The following is a 22786-nucleotide window of genomic DNA, read 5'->3' as shown; positions in this document are numbered from 1 at the left end:
AGAGTAACCATGACATCAGCGGCTTCGCTCGGTGTGACCCTGTTGGCCGAGGGGTCCATCGATTTCAACGTCTCCGGGGTGATCGACCAGTTCTGGCGATTGACCGTGGACGGCCTCACCTACGGCTCGATCTATGCCCTGGTCGCGGTCGGCTACACGCTGGTCTACGGCGTGCTGCGACTGATCAACTTCGCCCACTCCGAGATCTTCATGCTCGGCATGTTCGGCACCTACGTGGGACTGGAACTGCTCGGCTTCGCGCCCAGCGGCAACGTGTACTCCCAGGGCGTCATGCTGACGGTTCTCTATCTGGGCCTGGCGATGCTGTTCGGCATGCTCGTCTCGGGCATCGCGGCGGTCGGCCTCGAACGAGTCGCCTATCGTCCGCTGCGCAAACGTGGCGCGAAACCGCTGGCCTTCCTGATCACCGCGATCGGTATGTCGTTCGTGATCCAGGAGTTCGTCCACTACATTCTGCCCAAGATCAAGCCCGGTCTCGGTGGCTCCAATGCCCAGACCGGTATCCGGCTCGTGGAGCCGAAGGTGCAGTTCACCTTCCTCGGCGCGCAGGTCACCAACGTGGCGCTGGTGATCTTCGCCGCGGCCATCGTGCTCGCGGTCACCACCGAGATCGTCATCAACAGAACCAAATTCGGCCGTGCCATCCGCGCGGTCGCCCAGGACCCCGACACCGCGACGCTGATGGGTGTCTCGCGCGAGCGGGTCATCGTGTTGACCTTCCTCATCGGCGGGCTGCTGGCAGGCGCCGCCGCGATGTTGTACACGCTCTACATTCCCACCGGCATCATCTTCTCCGGCGGTTTCATCCTCGGTATCAAGGCGTTCAGCGCCGCGGTGCTCGGTGGCATCGGCAACCTACGTGGCGCGTTGCTGGGCGGGTTGATCCTCGGCATCGCCGAGCAGTACGGACAGATCCTGTTCGGTACCGAGTGGCGTGACGTGGTGGCGTTCGTCCTGCTGGTGACCGTGCTGATGTTCCGGCCGACCGGCATCCTCGGCGAGAGCCTGGGGAGGGCACGCGCATGACAGACATGACGAAAACCCCGAAAGCGCCTGTCGCGCAACAGGATCGACGTGGCATCGGCGACGCGATCCGGGTCTGGTGGGACGGGCTCTCGCGTCCGGCCCAGTGGGCCGTCGGTGTGCCGATCATCGCCTTGCTCGCGCTGATGCCGCTGTTCCCGCCCCCGCTGCTCGACACTCCGGGTGTGAGCTTCGGCGGTGTGATGGCGCAGTTCGCCATGTACGCGCTGATCGCCATCGGCCTGAACGTGGTGGTCGGCCAGGCCGGTCTGCTCGACCTCGGTTACGTCGGCTTCTACGCCGTCGGTGCCTATACGGTCGGCCTGCTCACCAGTCCGAACAGTCCGTGGAACCAGACCGACGGGGGCTGGCTGCAACCCGGCTGGGCGTGGGTGGCCTGCCTGCCGATCGCGGTCGCGCTGACCGCGCTGGCCGGCCTGATCCTCGGCGCGCCGACCCTGCGCCTGCGCGGTGACTACCTCGCGATCGTGACGCTGGGCTTCGGTGAGATCGTCCGACTGATGGCCGACAACCTGGGCGACGTGACGAACGGCAGCCTCGGGCTGTCCAAGATCGCCTACCCCGAGGTCGGCGAGTCCGAAGCGCACCCCGGCGGTTTCTTCTCCCCGGGCAACCTCGGCGACACCAGCAGCTGGAATCCCTTCCAGCGGGCGAGCAACGGCACCTGGTGGTTCTGGCTCGGCATGGCCTTCGTGATCGTGGTGCTGCTGATCATCGGCAACCTCGAACGCAGCCGGGTCGGCCGCTCCTGGGTCGCCATCCGTGAAGACGAGGACGCCGCCGAGATCATGGGCGTGCCGACCTTCAAGTTCAAGCTGTGGGCGTTCGTGATCGGTGCCTCGGTCGGCGGACTGTCCGGCGCGATGTACGCCGGTCAGGTCACCTACGTCAACCCCAAACAGTTCGACATCATCTTGTCGATGCTGTTCCTGTGCGCGGTCGTGCTCGGTGGTTCGGGCAACAAGCTCGGCGTGATCGTCGGTGCGTTCCTCATCGCGTACCTGCCGATGCGGTTGCAGTCGGTGCAGCTGGTGTCGAGCGAGTCGACCGGCTACCTGCTGCTCGGCCTCGACATCGCGGTGTTGATCGGGCTGTGGCTGCTGTGGCGATGGAAGAAGGATTCGCTGGCCGCGTGGGTCCGGCGGGCGGTGATCGGTGTGGCGATCGTCGCGGTGATCCTCGGCTTGCTGCTGTTCGGCAGCGTGTTGCTGTTCCGTCCGGGCGGCGCCCAGAACCTCGGTGACCTGAAGTACCTCTACTTCGGCATCGCGCTCGTGGTGATGATGATTCTGCGGCCACAGGGTCTGTTCCCGGTGCGGCAGAAGCTGCTCGCCTACGGCAGACAGGTGTACCAGGCGGTCGTGCGCAAGCCGGCGGCCGAATCGATCGGAGCAGGGCGATGACGGGGCCGGGCGCGGGAGACGCGCTGTACGACAACGAAGACATGAAGGCCGGCTACCAGCCACCGCCCGAGGTCGAGCCGACCGGCGAGGTCGACGTCACCGCGGTGATGCCGAAACTCGCCGACGCCGAGACGGTCGCCGAGGTGGTCGCGCCGCATCGCGCGATCGAGACCGCCGTCGGCGAACCACTGCTGCGCACCGACGGTCTGACCGTCAAGTTCGGCGGTCTGACCGCGCTCGACGGGGTGAGTTTCGAGATCCGCCGCGGCGAGATCCTCGGCCTGATCGGCCCCAACGGCGCGGGCAAGACCACCTGCTTCAACGCGATCACCGGCGTCTACAAGCCGGCGTCGGGCAGCGTGCACTTCGACGGTCAGCCACTGGCCAAGACCAAGCGCAACGAGATCACCCGGATGGGTATCGCGCGCACGTTCCAGAACGTGCGGCTGTTCGGTGAGATGACCGCGTTGGAGAACGTGGTCGTCGGCACCGACGCCCGACACACCACCTCGGTCCCCGGTGCGGTTTTCCGCACGCCGAAGTTCAAGCGCGAAGAGCGTGATGCCATCGAACGCGGCATGGCCCTGCTGGAGTTCGTCGGCATCGCACCGCGTGCGGTGGAGAAGGCTCGCAACCTGTCCTACGGCGATCAGCGCAGGCTCGAGATCGCGCGTGCGCTGGCCACCGAGCCCAAACTGCTGTGCCTGGACGAGCCGGCCGCCGGTTTCAATCCCAGCGAGAAGTCGGCGCTGATGGACCTGATCCGCAAGATCCGCGACGACGGCTACACCGTGCTGCTCATCGAGCACGACATGCGCCTGGTGATGGGCGTGACCGACCGGATCGTCGTGCTCGAATTCGGGCGCAAGATCGCCGACGGCCTGCCCACCGCGGTGCGCGAGGACCCGGCGGTGATCGCGGCCTACCTCGGCGTGCCCGACGCGGACACGATCGAGGAGGTGCGCGAGGAATCGGCGGCCGTCGCGGCGGAGGGGGCGACCCCGACGCCGGTGACCGACGCTGTGGTGGTGCAGTCGCGCAAGGAACCCGTCGTCGAGACGGCGGCGCCGCTGCTCGAGGTGCACGACATGGTCGTGAACTACGGTCGGATCGAAGCGCTGCACGGCATTTCGCTCTCGGTCGCCGAGGGTGAACTGGTGACCCTGCTCGGTGCCAACGGTGCGGGCAAGACCACCACCATGCGGGCGATGTCGGGCTTGCTGCCGCTCACGTCGGGCCGAATCCTGTTCCAGGGCAAGGACATCACCACCATGAAGGCGCACGATCGGGTGGTCGAAGGGCTCATCCAGGCGCCCGAAGGCCGCGGGGTATTCCCTGGCATGACGGTCGCGGAGAATCTCGACATGGGGTGCTACGGCAGGCCTTTCGAGAAGAAGTCCGAGTACCAGCAGACCCTGGACTGGGTCTTCGAACTGTTCCCCCGCCTGGCCGAGCGCCGCAAGCAGATCGGCGGCACGATGTCGGGCGGTGAACAGCAGATGCTCGCCATCGGCCGCGCCCTCATGGCCCGCCCGAAGCTGCTGCTGCTCGACGAACCGTCGATGGGCCTGGCGCCCATGGTGATCCAGCAGATCTTCCGGATCATCAGCGAGATCAACCGCCAGGGCACCACGGTGTTGCTCGTGGAACAGAACGCCCAACAGGCACTCACCCGCAGCGATCGCGCCTACATCCTGGAAACCGGCGAGGTCACCAAGTCCGGTCCCGGTGCGGCTCTGCTGACCGATCCCGCGGTGATGTCGGCCTACCTGGGCGTCGACTGACCTACATTCGGCACCGTCCGGCTCCCCGTTGCGCTCGGTTCGAGCGAAGCGGGGGGCCGTTCGGGTTTTCGGCGCCAGCCGCCACCGTTTCTGTCGGTGGGAGTGCCTAGACTCTGTCGGGTGAGTTCACCGACGACTGAGGCATCGACAACGACCACTGCTCCCGACGGCGAGCGGCCTACGCTGCTGCTGCTGGACGGGCATTCGATCGCCTATCGCGCGTTCTTCGCGCTACCGGCGGAGAACTTCAAGACCGTCACGGGTCAGACCACCAACGCGGTGTACGGGTTCACCTCGATGCTGATCAATCTGTTGCGCGACGAGAAGCCCAGTCATGTGGCCGCGGCGTTCGACGTGTCGCGCAAGACTTTCCGCACCGAGGCCTACCCGGAGTACAAGGCCAACCGCAGCGCCACCCCCGACGAATTCCGTGGGCAGGTCGAACTCACCAAAGATGTGCTCGGCGCGATGGGCATTCCGGTGATGGCCATCGACGGCTACGAGGCCGACGATGTGATCGCCACCCTCACCACCCAGGCCGTCGCCCAGGGCTACCGGGTCTTCATCGTCACCGGCGACCGTGACGCGATCCAGCTGGTCAACGACGACGTCACCGTGCTCTACCCGAAGAAGGGTGTCTCGGACCTCACCCGCTTCACCCCGGCCGAGGTGGAGACCAAATACGGCCTCACCCCCGCGCAGTACCCCGACTACGCGGCCCTGCGCGGCGACCCGAGCGACAACCTGCCCGGCATTCCCGGCGTGGGGGAGAAGACCGCCGCCAAGTGGATCCGCGAATACGGCGATCTCGCCACCCTGGTCGACCGTGTCGATCAGGTGAAGGGCAAGGTCGGCGACTCGCTGCGCGCGAACCTGTCCAGTGTCGTGCTCAATCGCCAGCTCACCGAGATGGTGCGCGAGGTGCCGCTGCCCTACACCCCCGATCAACTGATCAAGGCGCCGTGGGACCGCGACAAGATCCACCAGCTCTTCGACGACCTCGAGTTCCGGGTGCTGCGCGACCGGCTGTTCGACACCCTCGGTTCGCCCGAACCCGAAGCCGAATCGGGTTTCGAGATCAGCGGTGGTGCCCTCGATCAGGGTGCCGTCGCCGACTGGCTGGCCGAGCACGCGAAAGCCGGTGAGCGCCACGGTCTCTCGATCGTCGGGACCGGCACGCCGGTGCACGGTGACGCGCGTGCGCTGGCGATCGCCGCCGCCGACGGCGAGGGCGGCTACATCGACCTGACCGTGCTCACCCCCGAGGACGAGACGGCGCTGGCCGCCTGGCTGGCCGACCCCGAGGTCCTCAAGGCCCTGCACGAGGCCAAGTCCGCAGGCCACGCACTGCGCGGCCGTGGTTTCACCCTGGGCGGTCTCGCCACCGACACCGCCCTGTCGGCCTACCTGGTCCGCCCCGGTCAGCGCAGCTTCAACCTCGACGATCTGTCCCTGCGCTACCTCAAGCGCGAACTGCGGGTCGAGGTCGGCGACACCGGCCAGCTCTCCCTCCTCGACGACGAGGACACGCTCGCCGCCGACATCGCCCGCGAGGAAATGTTGCGTGCCCGCGCGGTCGCCGATCTGGCCGTCGCCCTTGATACCGAACTCGAGGCCATCGAATCCACCCCGCTGCTCACCGAGATGGAGCTGCCGCTGCTCGGTGTGCTCGGCCAACTCGAGGAAGCGGGCATCGCGGTCGATGTCGTCCAGCTCGAAAACCTCCAGCAACAGTTCGCCGACCGGGTCACCGAGGCCGCGAACGCCGCCTACGAGGTGATCGGTAAACAGATCAACCTCGGCTCGCCCAAGCAGCTGCAGGTGGTGTTGTTCGACGAGCTCGACATGCCAAAGACCAAGCGCACCAAGACCGGTTACACCACCGACGCCGACGCGCTGGAATCGCTGTTCGAGAAGACCGGCCACGCGTTCCTCGAGCATCTGCTGGCCCACCGCGACGCGACCCGGCTCAAGGTGACCGTCGACGGCTTGCTCAAGTCGGTCTCCGACGACGGCCGCGTGCACACCACGTTCAACCAGACCATCGCCGCCACCGGTCGCCTCTCCTCGACCGAGCCGAACCTGCAGAACATCCCGATCCGCACCGACACCGGCCGCCAGATCCGCGACACGTTCGTGGTCGGGCCCGGCTTCGCCGAACTCATGACCGCCGACTACAGCCAGATCGAGATGCGGATCATGGCGCATCTGTCCGGCGACGCGGGCCTGATCGAAGCGTTCAATTCCGGCGAGGACCTGCACACCTTCGTCGCGTCGAAGGCCTTCGACATCCCGATCGCGGAGGTGAGCCCGGAACTGCGCCGCCGGATCAAGGCCATGTCCTACGGGTTGGCCTACGGTCTGAGTTCCTACGGTCTGAGTGCCCAGCTGAAGATCAGTACCGCCGAGGCCAAAGAGCAGATGGATGTGTACTTCGACCGCTTCGGTGGCATCCGCGACTACCTGTCCGATGTCGTCGACCAGGCTCGCAAGGTCGGCTACACGCAAACCCTGTTCGGGCGCCGCCGCTACCTGCCCGACCTGGATTCCAGTAATCGTCAGCGCCGCGAATCCGCCGAACGGATGGCGCTGAACGCCCCCATCCAGGGCACCGCCGCCGACATCATCAAGGTCGCGATGATCAACGTGCAGAACGCGATTCGCGAAGCGGGCCTGACATCGCGGATGTTGCTACAGATTCACGACGAGCTGGTCTTCGAGGTCGCCGACGGCGAACGCGAGGCACTGGAAGCGCTTGCGCGCGAACAGATGTCAGCCGCGATCGAACTCTCGGTCCCGCTCACCGTCTCCGTCGGCACCGGCCGCAGCTGGGACGCGGCCGCGCACTGATTCGGCCCACACAGCACGATGGGCACCGACCCCGCCGGGGTCGGTGCCCATCGTGGGCGTGTGCGGGGAACGCGAGTTACGCGTTGACCGTCACGGCGTCGTCAGCGATGGAGTAGCTGATCGAACCGTTCTCGAAGTGGCTGATCTTGCCGCCTTCGATGTCCTGCTCGTCGGAGGTCGGGTAGCCGAACCGGCCGCCCGCGCCGCCTTCGGCTTCCCATGCCTGACGGATGGCGCCGTAGACGGTCTTGGCTCCGGTCGGGAGCTTGAAGTAGATGACGCCGCCGGTGAATTCCTGGAACTTGCCACCGTTGGGGGCGTCCTGCTCTGCCGAGGTCGGCTCACCCAGCGGGCTGGACGCACCACCGGCTTCGTTGTAGTGATCGCCGATAGCCCCAGTGACTTCAAATGCCATGTCGAACATATCCTTTCACGCAGAAACAATTGGCCTAGCGGCCGCGACGCTACCGTGCGATCAGTCGTTCGCGGCGGCGACTCGCGGGGGATTCACGATATGGTCACAATGTATTAGCTGAAGATTTGCTCGCGGCCGACGGCGGAAATCAGCGTGCTACCAGCTATCCGGCAGCCATGTTCGGTCGGATCGGCCCGGGCGCGTCGAACTGTGGCAGCATCGGCGTATGACTGCTGACGTCATCGCGACCCCGTTGCCCGCCTGCCCCGATATCGAACAGGCCTTCGCGATGTCGTGGCCGGTGCGGCTGGGGGATACCGACGGGGACGACCGGTTGCGGCTCGACGCGGTGGCGCGGTATCTGCAGGACATCGGGTTCGATCATCTCGCTGCGGTCGAGGACGGCGATACCCATCAGGCATGGATCGTGCGGCGGACGGTGATCGATGTGTACGAGCCGATCATGTTCGGTGACCGGGTGCAGTTACGCCGGTGGGCCGACGCACTCTCGAATCGGTGGTGCGACATGCGAATTCAGCTGCGTGGGGAGAAGGGTGGCCACATCGAGGCCGCCGCCTTCCTGATCCATATCGACCCGGTCGCGGGCCGCCCGGCCCGGATGAGCGACGCGTTCATGGCGCCGATGCTGGCCAGCACCACCGAACACCGCCTGCGCTGGAAGGCCGCCCTCGCCGAACTCGACGACCCGCACGTGGAGGCGGTGCCGTTCCCGCTGCGGGTCACCGACGTCGACCGGCTCGGTCACGTCAACAACGCGGTGTACTGGGAGGCCGTCGAGGAGGCGCTCGCCGCGCACCCGGACCGCCACCAACTGCCGTACCGAGCGATCGTCGAACACGTCGGACCGGTGATGATGCGCGACAAGGTGGTGTTGCGAACGAGCTCGCGACCCGACAGCCTGCGCGTGCAGGTCGACGTCGACGGTTCGGCGCGCGCTCTCGCCTCCGTCGTTGCGCTACCGCGGGACTGATCCCCGATCGTCGTGCCCGCACCCGGCGTTACCGATTCTGAGCTGCGGAGATGGTACTCACGAGTAGACACACCGTGCGGTGAACCAGGTTGCGATTTCGCGATGACCACCCTATTCTCGACTGCGTGCCGAATCCCGCCCGCTGTGCCGCGCTGCTAGTCGCTGACCGCGACCTCGCGGTCGCTGCTGCGCAGACCGCGCAGGAAGCTTCACGGCGAATTCTTCTTGTAGTAATCCGCCGTAGCGGGGTCTGATTCGGACCAGCCCCTACGCTGCGGGCTGTATCTCATCGTTCTGCTGGTCCCACCCTGCCAACGAAGACATCTTCGGGAAGACCTCACTGCAATGACGCTGACACTGGACCATGCCCTGTTCGCCGCTGCCCCCAAGGGCCTGCGCGCCGAGCTCACCGACCTCGACCCCACCGCTTTCCTCGACCGGTACACCCGCGCCGACGGATCCCTCGCCCTGCGCGAATGGTCTTGTTCCGGAACGGATTTCACCGCAACCTTGGAATTTGCGGGCCATCTCCGCACCGTCATCGCCACCGGCAGCCCGGTCGCGGCGATGACCTCCGCGCTCTACGACGAGGGCTACCCCCTCGAAATCCTGCACTTCCATCAGCGCCCGACCACCGACGGCACCGCCACTTTCATGCAGTGCGAGTTCAACGGTAGGCGTGGCTGGGCGGTGGCGACAGCCGCCGACAGCGCGGAATCGACCGTGCGCGCCATGATCGCCGGCGTCAACCTGCTCGCCGGCTGACACGCACACGAACACGCACGAGGGCCCGTTCACTCGAAAGGTGAACGGGCCCTTGGCGTTGCGGCGTTGCTCGAAAGGTGCTCGGCGCCGGACTACTCGGCGGGAGTGGACTCCTGCTGGTCGGCGATCTGCTTGCGCACCTCGTCCATGTCCAGGTCCTTGATCTGGGTCACCAGGTCCTCGAGCGCGGCGGGCGGCAGCGCCCCCGGCTGGGCGAAGACGAGAACGCCCTCGCGGAAGGCCATGATGGTCGGGATCGACTGGATATTGGCGGCAGCGGCGAGCCCCTGCTCGGCCTCGGTGTCGACCTTGCCGTAGACGACGTCGGTGTGCTTCTCCGACGAGGTCTCGTAGGTCGGCGCGAAACTGCGGCACGGACCGCACCAGGAAGCCCAGAAATCGACGAGGACCACGTCGTTTCCGGTGATGACTTCGTCGAAGTTCTGCTGGGTCAGCGTCTGGGTGGCCATGACGTCCTCTCCTTGTCGGTGTCCTCGGCTGTAACGCCGCGGCGTCCCACTATCTTCCCCTGATCGTTCGACGCTCCGGGTTCTACTGGCCGCGCGGGCCGTGAATCCCCACTACAACGGCCAGAAATTCGGTACCGGCCGCGTGTCAGGACGAACCGCGTGCCCGTCGTCGGACGGGGGCGCGCGAAGATGGCGGGGTGAATGCGACGAAGGCGAACCTGCGACTCGGAGTGATCGACGGCGACGGAATCGGCCCCGAGGTGGTGTCCGCGACCAGAGCGGTCGTCGACGAAGCGATCGGCGCGGCCGGGCTCGCCCCGGTGGCGTGGGTGCCGCTGCTGATCGGGCACGACGCGATCGCCGCCTACGGTAATCCGCTGCCGGAACAAACTCTGCAAGTCCTCGAGGATCTCGATGCCTGGATCCTGGGTCCCCACGACAATGCCTCCTATCCGTCGGACATGCGGGTGGCGCCGGGCGGCATCATCCGTAAACGCCTCGGGCTCTACGCGAACATCCGCCCCGCCGCCGCGTTCGCCGGGGTGCGTGCGATGGCGCCCGATATCGATCTGGTGATCGTGCGGGAGAACAGCGAGGGCTTCTACGCCGACCGCAATATGTTCGCCGGGTCGGGGGAGTTCCGCCCCACCGAGGATGTGGCGATGGCGGTCGCGGTGATCACGCGCAAGGCCTGCGAACGCATCGCGCACCAGGCGTTGCGACTCGCGCAGGGTCGGCGCAAGCGGGTCACCGTGGTGCACAAGGCGAATGTGCTCCCGATGACGACCGGTCTGTTCCGTGATGTCTGCTACGAGGTGGCCGAGCAGTACCCGGAGGTGACCGTCGACGACGCACACGTCGACGCGATGGCCGCCCACCTGGTCCGCTCACCCGCGGAGTTCGACGTGATCGTCACCGAGAACCTGTTCGGCGACATCCTCTCCGATCTGGCCGGTGAGCTCAGCGGCTCACTCGGCATGGCCGCCTCGCTCAACTGCTCCGACACGCGCGCGATGGCCCAGGCCGTGCACGGCGCGGCGCCGGGTCTGACCGGACACAATCGGGCCAATCCCGTGGCGCTGCAATTGTCGGCGGCAATGTTGTTGCGCTGGTTGGCGGTTCGCGACGACAACCGTTTGCTACACGACGCCGCCGACCGCATCACCCGTGCCGTCGCGGCCACATTGGCGGCCGGAATCGCGACCGCGGATCTCGGTGGTCTGGCTTCCACCAGCGAATTCACCGAGCAGGTGCGAGCCCGCGTGCACCGGAGGTGAAGGTACCCCTTTCACATTCGCTGATTAATCTTCGGTTACTGTCGCACCACGCTGTGTCCGGTTCGCATACATTGCCAAACAGGCGCTGACACGTGGCCGGCGTCGACGTGAAATGTGGAGGCTCCTTTGTCTGTTCGAACTGTCCTCGGCCGTGGTGCCGTGCGGTTGCTGTGTACCGCCGCCGGCGGTGCCATGTTGTTGACCGGCTGCGCCGATAACACCGAGGGCGACGGCGCCACGGTGAACAAGGTGTCCGTGGAGAAGGTCGACGCGATCGCCGCGACCCTTCCGGACAAGGTCAAGCAGGCAGGCAAGATCGTCGTCGGCGTGAACGTGCCGTACCAGCCGAACGAGTACAAGGACGCCAGCGGCAAGATCGTCGGCTTCGATGTCGACCTGCTCGACGCCGTCGCGAGCACCCTCGGACTGAAGGTCGACTACGTCGAGTCCTCGTTCGAGAAGATCATTCCCGCCATTCAGGCAGGTACCTACGACGTGGGTATGTCCTCGATCACCGATTCGCGCGAACGTGAACAGCAGGTCGATTTCACGACCTATTTCTCCGCGGGTATCCAGTGGGCCCAGCAAACCGGTAAAGCGATCGACCCGAACAATGCGTGCGGCAAGAAGGTCGCCGTACAGTCCACTACGGTCGAGCACACCGACGAGATTCCCGCCAAGAGCGCCAAATGCGTCGCCGAGGGTAAGCCCGCCATCGATATGAAGGCCTTCGACGAGCAGAGCGCCGCGACCAATGCGCTGGTGCTCGGCCAGGTCGACGCGATGTCGGCGGATTCCCCGGTCACCGCGTACGCGATCAAGCAGAGCGAAGGCAAGATCGAGTCCGCGGGCCCGCTGTTCGATTCCGCGCCCTACGGCTGGGCCGTGCAGAAGGCGTCCCCGCTGGCGGCATCGCTGCAGAAGGCGCTGCAGCACCTGATCGACAACGGCAAGTACGGCGAGATCACCACCAACTGGGGTGTGCAGGACGGTCAGATCAAGACCTCGGTGATCAACGGTGCAGTGAGCTGACGTGACCGACGCGAAAGACACGGTGGAGGTGCCCGGACCGGGCACCGAACCCGAACCGATCAAAGCCGTCCCGCTGCGCAGGCCGGGCCGCTGGATCGCGGCGGCAATCATCCTGATCCTGGTGGGATTGTTCGTCTACGGTGCCGCAACGAATTCCGCCTACCGGTGGGATACCTACGGCAAGTACCTGTTCGACAGCCGCATCACCCAGGGCGCGATCGTCACCCTGGAACTCACCGTGCTCGCGATGGCGATCGCGGTGGGTCTCGGCACGGTGCTGGCGGTGATGCGCCTGTCGCCGAACCCGGTGCTGCGCACGGCCGCGTGGATCTACCTGTGGATCTTCCGTGGCACTCCGGTGTTCGTGCAGTTGGTGTTCTGGGGTCTGGTCCCGTCGCTGTACAAGCAGATCGATCTCGGTGTGCCGTTCGGCCCGCAGTTCTTCCACTTCGACGTGCAGAACCTGCAGGCTGCGTTCCTGTTCGCGGTGATCGGCCTCGGTCTCAACGAGGCCGCGTACATGGCCGAGATCGTGCGCGCCGGCATCAACTCCGTCGGTGAGGGTCAGCGCGAAGCCTCGGTGGCGCTCGGCATGTCGTGGACGCAGACCATGCGTCGCACGGTGCTGCCGCAGGCCATGCGGGTGATCATCCCGCCCACCGGCAACGAGCTGATCGGCATGCTCAAGACGACCTCACTGGTCACCGCGATTCCGCTGAGTACCGACCTGTTCGGCCGCGCCCGTGACATCTACGGCGTGAACTTCCAGCCGATTCCGCTGCTGCTCGTCTGTGCCACCTGGTACCTGGCGATCACCAGCATCCTCATGGTCGGCCAGTACTACTTGGAACGCTATTACTCGCGCGGTGCCACCCGGCAGCTGACGGCCAAGCAGCTGCAGGAACTGGCCACGGCGCAGGCGGCGGTGAAGGCGAAATGACCGAACCAGTTGTGGCAGTCCCGCCGATGGTGCTGGCGGACCGGGTGTGCAAGAACTTCGGCGCGCTGCAGGTGCTCAAGGGCATCTCGCTCGAGGTGCAGCGTGGCAAGGTGCTCACCCTGGTCGGGCCGTCGGGCTCGGGCAAGTCGACGTTCCTGCGCTGCATCAATCACCTCGAGCAGGTGAACGCGGGCAGGCTCTACGTCGACGGCGATCTCGTCGGCTACCGGGAGAAGAACGGCAAGCTCTACGAGATGCACGAGCGCGATGCGGCGGTCCAGCGTCGCGATATCGGCATGGTGTTCCAGCATTTCAACCTGTTCCCGCACCGCACGGCGCTGGAGAACGTGATCGAGGCGCCGATCCAGGTGCGCGGAATCCGCAAGTCCGAGGCTATCGAGCGGGCCGAGGACCTCCTCGAGCGAGTCGGGCTCTCGGCCAAACGCAACGCCTACCCCGCGCAGCTGTCGGGCGGTCAGCAGCAGCGCGTCGCCATCGCGCGAGCTCTGGCGATGGATCCGAAGCTGATGCTGTTCGACGAGCCGACCTCGGCACTTGACCCCGAGCTGGTCGGTGAAGTGCTCGCCGTGATGCGGGAACTGGCCGATTCGGGCATGACCATGCTGGTGGTGACCCACGAGATGGGCTTCGCCCGCGAGGTCGCCGACGAACTGGTGTTCATGGATGCCGGTGTGGTCGTGGAGTCGGGCCCGCCGCGTGAGCTACTGGCCAACCCACAGCACGAGCGGACCCAGGCTTTCCTGTCACGTCTGCTCTGAGCTGCCCACCGCCGACAACCAGTCGACCCCCTGAGTTCTTGCTCAGGGGGTTTGCTGGTTATTCAGGCGTTCGAGGGAGACCTGGGCCTGGGCGATGCGGCGGATGGCGGCCAGGGCGGTGTCGCCGAGCACGGTGAGTACGACGACCGCGTCGATGATGTCGTCGCGGCCGCCCGCGGACAACGCGGCCGCCACGTCGGTCTCCGCGACTGCGCGCATGCTGTCGAAATAGGCGGGCAGGGTGGTGGTGGCCCAGTCGCGGTAGCCGAGCTGCGCGAGTCGGACGATCACGCCGGTGAGGGTGTCGATGGCCTGTGGGCTGGGTTTCATGTCCCAGCCGCGCCGACTCATCTCCGTGCGCACGGCCTCGTATGCGCTGTCCCATTCGGCGTCGCGGGCGGCGGGTACGGGCGTGGCCAGGCTGTCCTGCGTCACCCCGAGCACGTGGAACAGGGGCATCTCGGGGGAGTCGATCGCGGCGAGCACGTCGGAGACGGTGGCGACCGGGATCCCGCCCACCTCGATCAACGCGCGGATCAGGCGCAGTCTGCGCAGGTGGTCTTCGCCGTAACTGGCCTGGTTGGGGCTGGTGCGTTCGCCTGCGGGCAGCAGGCCCTCACGCAGGTAGTACTTGATGGTCGCCACCGCGATGCCGCTGCGTTCGCTCAACTCTGAGATCCGCACTGTTACCTCCGTTTTCGTGGATACCCCTTGCCTACGCCACCCATAGTGGATAGTCTAGCTATCCATAACGGATAGTATAACTATCTATCTTTGGGAGATTTCGATGTCTGTCCTGACCGCCCACTCGTTGCCACGCTCCAACGCCCCGCTGCATCGACCGCTGATGTATTTCGCCGCCGCCAACGCCGCGCTCGTGGTGGTCGGCCTGATCGGGATGCTGATCGACGACCGGGTGATCACCGGGTCGACCGCCTGGTTCAAGCCGACCAAGTTCGCGATCTCGTTCGTGTTCTACAGCGTGGCACTGGCCTGGCTGATATCGCTGCGGCCCACGCCTTCTCGGCTCGCCTCGCGGATGGCCACCGTGATCGTGGTGACCGGGGCGATCGAACAGGTGATCATCTTCGGGCAGGTGATCCGGGGCACGCGCAGCCACTACAACATGACCACCGCCTTGGACGGCACCCTGTGGGTGATCATGGGATCCAGCATCGTCATCCTGTTCCTGGCAACCCTGGTGATCGGTATCGGACTGATGCGCGCCCGCCTCGGCGACGCCTCGATCACCTGGGCTATCCGCCTCGGCATCGCGATCACGCTGGTCGGGCTGGCACTGGGAAATCTGATGCCGCAACGGGAATCCGGCGTCGAGGGCATCGCGGGCGCGCACACCGTGGGAGCCCCCGACGGCACGCCCGGCATGCCGCTGACCGGGTGGAGCACCACCGACGGCGACCTACGCATCCCGCACTTCTTCGGCATGCACGCCCTGCAGGCGTTGCCATTGCTCGCCGCGCTGCTGGTGTTCCTGGCGCCGCGGATCCCCTTGTTGCGATCGGTGCGCGTCCGGCTCGGTCTGATCATCACCGCGTCGGTGGGTTACGCGGCGGTGCTCGCACTGGTCACCTGGCAGGCGCTGCGCGGGCAGCCGTTGATCCACCCCGATCAGACCACGCTCACCGCCGCGGCCGCGATCGTCACCGGAGTTGTTGTCGGAGTATTGATCTCGGTCGCGAGTGCGACCGTCGATCGAAAGGTAGCCACCGCATGAGCACGCTGTTCGACCTGTCGTTCTTCGTCACGGTGCCGTTCTGGGCCTTGATGATCTTCGCGCCGACCTGGCGATGGACCCGCACGATCATCGCATCGCCGTGGATCATGTCGGCGCCCCTGGTGGTTTGGGCGATCGTCGCGATCCCCGTGCTCGGCGCGATGTGGGCATTGGTGACATCGCCGTCGCTGGACGCGATCACCGCCGCCACTGCCGACCCCGCTGTACTCACCGCCCTGTGGGCCCAGATCCTCGCGTGGGATCTGTTCCTCGGACGCTGGATCTACCTCGACAGCCGCGACCGCAACATCCACCCGCTGCTGATGGGCCCGCTGCTGGTCGGCACGATCCTGTTGTCGCCCATCGTCTTTCCGATCTATCTGCTGGTACGTGAGGTCGCTCGACGAGGTAGTTCGCCGGTGCCGCAGGCGAGCGTGGTCAGCGCGTAGCTCCTGTGCCGGACTCCGGGGAGTCCGGCACAGGTGGTTTTGCACCTCGACTGGTCCGCTACAACGGCATGAGGCGGTGTTTGCGTGGCGCCTGCTCGACATGTTTGTCGCCGAGCAGGCGCAGCGCTTTGCGGATTTCCAGACGGGTGGCCGACGGTTCGATGACCGCGTCGATATAGCCGCGCTCGGCGGCGATCCACGGCGTGGCGACGGCGGCGTTGTAGAAGTCGACCATCTGCTGGCGCACGGCGGGCCGGTCGGCTTCGGGGACGGCGGCGAGCTGTTTGCGCTGGGTCAGACCGACCGCGGCTTCGGCGCCCATCACGGCGATGCGGGCGGTCGGCCAGGCGAGGTTGATGTCGCCGCCGAGCTGCTTGCAGCCCATCACCGCGTAACCGCCGCCGTAGGCCTTGCGGACCACGACGGTGACGATCGGGACGGTGGCCTCGACCACCGCGTAGAAGAACCGTCCGCCGCGTTTGATGACGCCGATCTTCTCCTCCTCGACACCGGGCAGCACACCCGGTGTGTCGACGACGAACACCAGCGGAATGTCGAACGCGTCGCAGAGGCGGATGAAATGCGCGGCCTTGTCCGACCCGCGTGCGTCGATCGCCCCGCTGGCGACCAGTGGCTGATTGGCGACGATGCCGACGCTGCGCCCGTCGACCCGCGCGAATCCGGTGATCAGATTGCGGGCGGCGCCGTCGCCGACCTCGTGGAACTCCCCGTCGTCGAAGATCCGCAGCAGCACCTCGTACATGTCGTAACCCATCCGATCGGAATCCGGTATGAGCGAATCGAGTTCGCGATCGGAGTCCGTGAGCTCCGGTTCAAGACCGGGATTGACCAGCGGCGCCCGCTCGTAGCAGTTCGACGGCATGAAGCTCAAATACGTTCGTGCCCACTCGAATGCGGCCTTCTCGTTCACCGCAACGTGATGGATATTGCCGTTGTGCGCCTGGTTGAACGCACCGCCGAGCTCGTCGAGAGTGACTTCCTCACCAGTGGTCTCGCGAATGATGTCGGGACCGGTCACGAACATGTACGCCGACTCGGTCGCGATCAGCACATCGGTGTTGATCGGCGAATACACCGCGCCCGCAGCGCATTTGCCCAGCATCACCGAGACCTGCGGCACCACCCCGGACAGCCGCGTCTGCCGCCTGCTCATCTCCGCGTACCAGGCCAGCGAGGTGACCGCGTCCTGCACCCTGGCGCCGCCGGAGTCGTTGATCGCCACGAACGGGCAGGCGATATCGGCCGCCAGATCCATCGCCATCGCGACCTTGCGTCCGAACATCTCACCCACCGATCCGCCGAACACGGTCTGGTCGTGGGCGATCACCACTACCGGCCGCCCGTCGATCCGGCCGTGCCCGGTGACCACGCCGTCACCGTAGAGGCCGTCGGCTGCCCCTGGCTGCTTCACCAGCGCGCCGATCTCGGTGAAACTGCCCTGGTCGAGAAGTATTTCGATGCGCTCGCGTGGGCTGGGAATTCCTTTCGCCGCCCGTTTGGCGATTCCCGCACCCCCCGCCGGTTCCCGCGCCGCCGTCAGATTGTCCCGCAGCTCTTGCAGTTTCGCAGCAGTAGTCGACTCCACCACGCACGCCCTTCCTCGTCCTGGTCGAGCTCTCCTTCATCGGTTCGCTAGAGCGTAGCGCCGACCCTCGCGCCGACGTCAGCGGCACGACGTCAGCGATAGCTGACGAATCATCGGAGATCGCCGTCGGAGTTCGCGGCATGGGTGCCGAAGGCGATGCGCAGCTGGCCGAGCAGCACCTTCGCGGCTGGACTGAGCGGGCGATCGGTGCGCCACGCGAGCGCGAGGCGGCCGTGGATTCGCGGGGCGACGATGTCGAGGGTGCGCACAGCGAAGTTTGCTGCTTCGGCGGGGGTGAGGGCGGGGACGATCGCGGTGCCGAGGCCGCGGGCGGCGAGTTCGAGCAGAAACGGGGGAGCGGCGGCTTCGAAGGCGATATCAGGTGTGAAACCCGCTGCGGTGCACGATCGTTCGAACACACCGCGCAGACCGGTGCCGCGGGTGAGGCAGATGAGGCGGCGGTCGGCGAGGGCGGTCAAGGCGATGGCGCCCGCCGATTCGGCAGGATCGATCGGAGCGTCGCGGGCAACGGCGGCGGCGAGCGAGGTCTGCAGGATGATGTGCAGGCCGACACCGGAACCCGTTGGGGCCCCGGTCAATCCGGTGAGAGCGATGTCGAGCTCGTCGTTTTCGATAGCGGCGAGCATTCTTTCGGCGGTGTCCTCGGTGAGGCTGATCCCGACCTGCGGATGATCGTGATGGAAGTCGGCGAGCACCCCCGCGACATCGAACATCTCCGATGCCGCACCGGAGATCATTCCCAACCGGACCTGCCCGCGCAGCAGCCCCGTGAACTCCTGCACCGTCTCGCCGATTCGGTCGGTCGCCGCCAAGGCGGCCCGCGCGTGTTCGAGGACGGCGGCGCCGATCTCCGTCGGGGTCACGGTGCGGGCGCCTCGATCGAGCAGCGGTTGGCCGAGCTCGCGTTCGAGTTGCCGGATCTGGGTGCTGAGGCCGGGTTGTGTCAGGTGCAGGCGTTCGGCGGCCCGGGTGAACCCGCCTTCGTCGACGACTGTCACGAAGTAGCGCAGCTGCCGCAGTTCCATAACTATTGATTATACGTATCAGAATGAGTATGTCTTTTACTTATTCTCTGGTCAGGGGCACTGTCGAAGACATGACCGACATCGCAACGCAGTTCGCAGGCCCCGTGCTCACCCCTGACGACACCGGTTACGCCGACGAGGTCGCCGGCTTCCAAACCGCCTATACCCACCGTCCCGCGCTCGTGGTCGGCGCCCGGCATGCCGAGGATGTGCGGGCCGCGGTGGAATTCGCCGCGCGGCAGGGCCTTCCGGTGGCCGTGCAGGCGACCGGACACGGTCTGTCCGTAGCTGTCGACGGTGGGGTGCTCGTCACGACCGGCCGGATGGACGCCATCACGGTCGATCCGCAGGCACGCACAGCACGCATCGGAGCCGGGGTGCGGGCGGGGGCGTTGGTCGAGGCTGCCGCTCGGTACGGGCTGGCGCCGCTGAACGGGTCGTCGCCGTCGGTGGGGGTGGTCGGGTATGTGCTCGGGGGTGGGCTGGGACTGTTGGCGCGTGAATTCGGCTACGCGGCAGATCATGTGCGCTCGCTGGAACTGGTGACGGCCGATGGTCGAAGGCGCACACTCACCCCGGGTGACGAACTGTTCGGCGCGGTGCTGGGTTCCGGCGGGAACTTCGGTGTGGTGACCGAACTCGAGCTCGATCTCGTGCCCGTCGCCGAAATCTACGGCGGGCAGCTGGTTTTCGATGCGCCCCTGGTCGACGCGGCGCTGGAGACCTGGCGTACGTGGACCGCGACCGTGCCGAGCGAACTGACCTCCACGATCGCGGTGGTGACCTATCCCGATATCCCGGCCGTGCCGGAATCCCTGCGGGGTCGCCACGTCGCCTCGATTCGGATCGCCTTCGACGGGCCGCAGGAGGAAGGCGAGCGGTGGGCCGCGCCGTTGCGGCAGATCGGCCCTCGGCTGCGCGATGACCTGCGCACGATGCCCTACGCCGAATCGCACACCATCCACAGTGATCCGCCGTTCCCGCACGCCTACGCCGCGACCAACGCACTGCTCGCGGAGCTGACACCGCAGGGTCTGTCGGCGCTGCGCGCCTTGACCGCACCGGGCGGCCGGGTGGACGCGGTGATCGACATCCGCCATCTCGGCGCCGCGCTCCGCCACGGTGGTCCGGCGTCGATCGATCATCGCGATGCCGAGTACATCGTGCGGGTGATCACCGACCCCGGCGACGGTGACGCCGCACCCGACAGCCTGGCGGCGGTTCGAGAAGCATTGGCGCCGTGGACGATCGGACACAGCCTCGCGTTCCTCTACGGTGCGGGCGGTGCGGCGGACGCGGCCCAGACCGCGGCCGGGTACGCACCGGACACCTACCGCTGGCTGGCGGCCGCGAAGGCGAAGTACGACCCGCGGAACATGTTTCGGGCCAACCGCAATATCGCCCCGGCTGACTGACGCCACTTGCTCGGCCTCCCGATATCTACTATCTTAGTGATATCAGTCAGATATCGGGAGGATGTCATGAAGCTGCGGTCTGCATTCCGCGTCAACGGATTCGTCGTCTTGTTGGGGTGGTCGGTGTTCACCCTGTTGTTCGGGGCCGCCGCCGTCCTCGCGTTCATCTCCGCCACCCAGCACGAGGGTGGCCCACTGGCTTGGACCGGCGCGGGCGGAGCGATCGTCGCGATGCTGGTCGTCTCGTTGCTCGCCACCGGGCTGATCATCGTCAACCCCAACGAGGCCAAGGTCATCACCTTCTTCGGCCGCTACATCGGCTCGGTCAGTGACCCCGGGTTCTTCTCGGTGGTCCCGCTCACCGATCGCAAATCCATTTCGCTGCGGGTGCGCAACTTCGAAACCCAGAAGCTCAAGGTCAACGACGCGGACGGCAACCCCGTCGAGATCGCGGCGGTCGTCGTCTACAAGGTGGTGGACAGCTTCAAGGCCGCCTTCGCTGTCGACGACTACGAGGAGTACGTCGAAACCCAGTCCGAGGCGGCCGTGCGCCACCTCGCCACCACCCATCCCTACGACGCCCACGACGACGCCCGCACCAGCCTGCGCGACGGCGCCGAGGTCGCCGAGGAACTCACCGTCGAGCTGCGCGAACGCACCCTTACCGCGGGCATCGAGGTCATCGAGGCCCGTATCACCCACCTCGCCTACGCCCCCGAGATCGCCCAGGCCATGCTCGTGCGCCAGCAGGCCGCCCAGGTCGTGGCCGCTCGGGTCCAGATCGTCGAAGGCGCCGTCGGCATGGTCGCCCTGGCCCTCGACCGCCTCGCCGAACAGGGCACCGTCGAACTCGACGAGGAGCGCAAGGCCAACATGGTCTCCAACCTGCTGGTCGTCCTCTGTGGCGACCGCGCCATCCAGCCGGTAGTCAACGCCGGATCGCTCTACTCCTGAGCCGCCCGATGACCCAGCCGAAGAGGGACCCCAAAAAGATCCTGCTGCGGCTCGACCCGGCCGTCCACGAGGCAATAGCCAAGTGGGCGGCCGACGACCTGCGCAGCATCAACTCCCAAATCGAGTACGCCCTGCGCCTGGCCCTCGACCAAGCGGGCCGAAAACCCAAGCGAGACCGGTAGACCGGGGGCGTGCGGTTGTGATCGGTCACGGAGCCCGGCTCGTCGACTTGGTCGAAGAGCGCGTTTCGTCCTTGATCGACGCGCTGGGCGCCCCAGGGGGACAACCGAAGTCGACGGCGCCGGTAGTTTGATCCGGTGCCCATCTCGTTCGACATTCCTGGAATGCAACAGTTGGACGACACGACCTGGGGGAATCCGGCCACTCGTGACGTCGTCGCGCTGAACTATGTCAACGGCACGCCCGACCTGCCCGCACGACTGGACGACTTGACACGGTTGCGCAGGCGGTTGGCCGAGCACCACGCCAGGACCGGTTGCCTGATCGAGGCGTTCGTGGTGTGGGTCGACCAGTTGCCCGCCTTGCTGCGGGTGGAAAAGACGCAGCTACCGGGTCCGCGCGGTGAACTCGTTTTCGCGGCGTCGATCGTGGTGCCCAAGGACCGATGCTCGGCGGTGTTCCAGATCATCTGCCCCGAGACCGGTGTGCCCGGCGCACGCGAGACGGCGATCGGCAGGCAGGTCCGGCGTAACGAGATGTGTCCGCCCCACCCGTACGCGCCCGGTCTGCGCGGACGGTTGCCCTACCTGCTGTCCGACGACGTTCGTTTCGATGTCGAGTTCCCCGACCACGCGCTGACCAGGGCACGCCGCTGGGTCGCCGACACGGTGCCGAGCGTGCGCGTCGACCCGTCCTTCGCGATGCTGCCGAAGTTCTAGGGCTTCTCGGCGATGAAGATGGCGGTACCGGGGAAGATCTGCCCGCGCAGCGGCGACCACTGACCCCATTCGCGATCGAGCCACTCGGGCCAGTCCGGTTCGACGATGTCGACCAGGTGCAAGCCGGCGCCGACGATCTCGCGGACCCGATCACCGATCGTGCGATGGTGCTCCACGTAGGTCGGCACACCGTCACCGTCGACCTCTACATAAGGAGTGCGGTCGAAGTAGGGGATCGTGGCGGTCAGACCCGCCTGGCCCGGATCGTCGGGAAAGATCCAGCGCATCGGATGGTTCACCGAGAACACCCAGCGCCCGCCCGGCCGCAACACCCGCGCCACCTCGCGCATCACCAGCGCTGAATCGGCGACGAACGGCACTCCGCCGAACGCGGAGCAGGCAAGGTCGAACGACGCGTCGGTGAAGGGCAATGCCTCGGCTCCCGCTTGGACGAGAGGCACCCGCGGTCCGCCCTGATCCATCGCGGCCACGCCGCGCTCCAGCATCCCCATCGACACATCGAGCCCGACCGGGAACGCGCCGTGACCCGCCAGCCACCGCGAGCACGGCGCCGAACCGCAGCCGATCTCCAAGATCGTCTTGCCGGTCACGTCACCGAGCAAGCCCATGTCGCCCTCGTGCAGGCCCTCCGGGCACCACACGAACTCGCCGCCGGGGGAGTCCACCCCGAGGAAGTCGGCGTGGGTCTGGTGGTACTGCTCGGCGTCGGCGTCCCACCAGCGGCGATTCGCGCGCTCACTGTCGCGCGAGTCGATCTTGGTTCGGGTGGTCGCTGAGGTCCCCAGTAGCGCGTTGGCCTGCGCATGGCGTTCGTCGTCGGACACGGCCAACAGGGTATCGGCGTGGTGCGGGGGGTGGTTTGCCCGGCTCCGCGCCGGTCGCGTACGCTG

22 protein-coding genes and 1 pseudogene are annotated in these 22786 nt (G+C 66.5%); 17 read left to right on the top strand and 6 right to left on the bottom strand.

Going from position 1 to position 22786, the window contains the following annotated elements; genetic code table 11:
- Positions 1 to 9 precede the first annotated feature (9 nt).
- The 5 genes and pseudogenes from ACLJPD_RS30585 to polA all read left to right on the top strand — a co-directional run bounded on the left by ACLJPD_RS30585 (position 10) and on the right by polA (position 7102).
- On the top strand, positions 10 to 1047 hold the full coding sequence (locus tag ACLJPD_RS30585; protein WP_410876737.1) for a branched-chain amino acid ABC transporter permease: 1038 nt from the start codon (positions 10 to 12) through the stop codon (positions 1045 to 1047).
- On the top strand, positions 1044 to 2468 hold the full coding sequence (locus ACLJPD_RS30580; protein WP_410876735.1) for an ABC transporter permease subunit: 1425 nt from the start codon (positions 1044 to 1046) through the stop codon (positions 2466 to 2468). Before ACLJPD_RS30585 ends, ACLJPD_RS30580 begins: the two co-directional genes overlap by 4 nt.
- Positions 2465 to 3373, top strand: a pseudogene (locus ACLJPD_RS30575) (ABC transporter ATP-binding protein); the annotation flags it as partial. The gene ACLJPD_RS30580 and the pseudogene ACLJPD_RS30575, both read left to right, overlap by 4 nt.
- 183 nt (positions 3374 to 3556) lie before the next feature.
- Positions 3557 to 4252 (top strand): ABC transporter ATP-binding protein, encoded by a 696-nt coding sequence (locus ACLJPD_RS30570; protein WP_410876900.1) that lies wholly within the window; start codon positions 3557 to 3559, stop codon positions 4250 to 4252.
- Positions 4253 to 4372: 120 nt separating this feature from the next.
- On the top strand, positions 4373 to 7102 hold the full coding sequence (gene polA, locus ACLJPD_RS30565; RefSeq protein ID WP_410876734.1) for a DNA polymerase I: 2730 nt from the start codon (positions 4373 to 4375) through the stop codon (positions 7100 to 7102).
- Positions 7103 to 7178: 76 nt separating this feature from the next.
- Here the strand turns inward: polA and ACLJPD_RS30560 are convergent, their stop codons facing one another.
- Positions 7179 to 7517 (bottom strand): LGFP repeat-containing protein, encoded by a 339-nt coding sequence (locus tag ACLJPD_RS30560; RefSeq protein ID WP_101463459.1) that lies wholly within the window; start codon positions 7515 to 7517, stop codon positions 7179 to 7181.
- Positions 7518 to 7743: 226 nt separating this feature from the next.
- Between ACLJPD_RS30560 and ACLJPD_RS30555 the strand changes: the two genes are divergently transcribed.
- Together ACLJPD_RS30555 and ACLJPD_RS30550 are read left to right on the top strand one after the other, a co-directional pair.
- Entirely contained in the window at positions 7744 to 8508 is a 765-nt protein-coding gene (locus ACLJPD_RS30555) for an acyl-[acyl-carrier-protein] thioesterase (RefSeq protein ID WP_410876733.1), read from the top strand.
- Between the two features lie 345 nt (positions 8509 to 8853).
- Positions 8854 to 9273: a 2-keto-3-deoxygluconate kinase gene (locus ACLJPD_RS30550; RefSeq protein WP_410876731.1), complete on the top strand. Its 420-nt coding sequence runs from the start codon at positions 8854 to 8856 to the stop codon at positions 9271 to 9273.
- Between the two features lie 92 nt (positions 9274 to 9365).
- Here ACLJPD_RS30550 and trxA read toward each other — a convergent pair whose 3' ends face one another.
- Positions 9366 to 9743, bottom strand: coding sequence for a thioredoxin (gene trxA, locus ACLJPD_RS30545; RefSeq protein WP_410876729.1), 378 nt, complete (start codon positions 9741 to 9743; stop codon positions 9366 to 9368).
- A 197-nt stretch (positions 9744 to 9940) separates the two neighbouring features.
- Between trxA and ACLJPD_RS30540 the strand changes: the two genes are divergently transcribed.
- The 4 genes from ACLJPD_RS30540 (at position 9941) to ACLJPD_RS30525 (ending at position 13771) form a co-directional block, all read left to right on the top strand.
- Positions 9941 to 11020, top strand: coding sequence for an isocitrate/isopropylmalate dehydrogenase family protein (locus ACLJPD_RS30540; protein WP_410876728.1), 1080 nt, complete (start codon positions 9941 to 9943; stop codon positions 11018 to 11020).
- 192 nt (positions 11021 to 11212) lie between these two features.
- Complete coding sequence (locus ACLJPD_RS30535; protein WP_410876898.1) at positions 11213 to 12052, top strand: ABC transporter substrate-binding protein; 840 nt, start codon at positions 11213 to 11215, stop codon at positions 12050 to 12052.
- A 1-nt stretch (position 12053) separates the two neighbouring features.
- Positions 12054 to 12992: an ABC transporter permease subunit gene (locus ACLJPD_RS30530; protein ID WP_410876726.1), complete on the top strand. Its 939-nt coding sequence runs from the start codon at positions 12054 to 12056 to the stop codon at positions 12990 to 12992.
- Positions 12993 to 13018: 26 nt separating this feature from the next.
- The gene (locus ACLJPD_RS30525; RefSeq protein ID WP_410876896.1) at positions 13019 to 13771 is read left to right on the top strand and encodes an amino acid ABC transporter ATP-binding protein; all 753 of its coding nucleotides are present in this window, start codon (positions 13019 to 13021) and stop codon (positions 13769 to 13771) included.
- 42 nt (positions 13772 to 13813) lie between these two features.
- On the opposite strand, the gene ACLJPD_RS30520 is transcribed toward ACLJPD_RS30525, so the two are convergent.
- On the bottom strand, positions 13814 to 14455 hold the full coding sequence (locus tag ACLJPD_RS30520; RefSeq protein WP_410876725.1) for a MerR family transcriptional regulator: 642 nt from the start codon (positions 14453 to 14455) through the stop codon (positions 13814 to 13816).
- Between the two features lie 103 nt (positions 14456 to 14558).
- On the opposite strand from ACLJPD_RS30520, the gene ACLJPD_RS30515 reads away from it, so the two are divergent.
- Complete coding sequence (locus ACLJPD_RS30515; protein WP_410876723.1) at positions 14559 to 15506, top strand: hypothetical protein; 948 nt, start codon at positions 14559 to 14561, stop codon at positions 15504 to 15506.
- Positions 15503 to 15955, top strand: coding sequence for an ABA4-like family protein (locus ACLJPD_RS30510; protein WP_410876721.1), 453 nt, complete (start codon positions 15503 to 15505; stop codon positions 15953 to 15955). The genes ACLJPD_RS30515 and ACLJPD_RS30510 overlap by 4 nt, the downstream gene beginning before the upstream one ends.
- A gap of 58 nt (positions 15956 to 16013) precedes the next feature.
- On the opposite strand, the gene ACLJPD_RS30505 is transcribed toward ACLJPD_RS30510, so the two are convergent.
- Positions 16014 to 17561 carry an acyl-CoA carboxylase subunit beta gene (locus ACLJPD_RS30505; protein ID WP_410876894.1) on the bottom strand — a complete coding sequence of 516 codons (1548 nt, stop codon included), beginning with the start codon at positions 17559 to 17561 and terminating at the stop codon, positions 16014 to 16016.
- A gap of 110 nt (positions 17562 to 17671) precedes the next feature.
- A complete protein-coding gene (locus ACLJPD_RS30500; RefSeq protein ID WP_410876720.1) occupies positions 17672 to 18607 on the bottom strand; it encodes a LysR family transcriptional regulator in 936 nt (311 codons plus the stop codon).
- A gap of 71 nt (positions 18608 to 18678) precedes the next feature.
- Here ACLJPD_RS30500 and ACLJPD_RS30495 point away from each other — a divergent pair, with 71 nt between their 5' ends.
- The 4 genes from ACLJPD_RS30495 to ACLJPD_RS30480 all read left to right on the top strand — a co-directional run bounded on the left by ACLJPD_RS30495 (position 18679) and on the right by ACLJPD_RS30480 (position 21875).
- Complete coding sequence (locus ACLJPD_RS30495) at positions 18679 to 20022, top strand: FAD-binding oxidoreductase (protein ID WP_410876718.1); 1344 nt, start codon at positions 18679 to 18681, stop codon at positions 20020 to 20022.
- 66 nt (positions 20023 to 20088) lie between these two features.
- Complete coding sequence (locus ACLJPD_RS30490; protein ID WP_410876716.1) at positions 20089 to 20976, top strand: SPFH domain-containing protein; 888 nt, start codon at positions 20089 to 20091, stop codon at positions 20974 to 20976.
- Between the two features lie 8 nt (positions 20977 to 20984).
- Positions 20985 to 21158, top strand: a complete 174-nt coding sequence (locus ACLJPD_RS30485; protein ID WP_410876715.1) for a toxin-antitoxin system HicB family antitoxin — start codon at positions 20985 to 20987, stop codon at positions 21156 to 21158.
- Positions 21159 to 21320: 162 nt separating this feature from the next.
- Positions 21321 to 21875: a hypothetical protein gene (locus tag ACLJPD_RS30480; RefSeq protein WP_410876713.1), complete on the top strand. Its 555-nt coding sequence runs from the start codon at positions 21321 to 21323 to the stop codon at positions 21873 to 21875.
- Here ACLJPD_RS30480 and ACLJPD_RS30475 read toward each other — a convergent pair.
- Positions 21872 to 22720, bottom strand: a complete 849-nt coding sequence (locus tag ACLJPD_RS30475; protein WP_410876711.1) for a class I SAM-dependent methyltransferase — start codon at positions 22718 to 22720, stop codon at positions 21872 to 21874. The two genes, ACLJPD_RS30480 and ACLJPD_RS30475, sit on opposite strands and share 4 nt — an antisense overlap.
- Positions 22721 to 22786 lie beyond the last annotated feature (66 nt).

This window comes from Nocardia sp. A7, assembly GCF_046549215.1.
Taxonomy (GTDB): Bacteria; Actinomycetota; Actinomycetes; order Mycobacteriales; family Mycobacteriaceae; genus Nocardia.
This window is presented reverse-complemented; position numbering and strand designations above follow the sequence as displayed.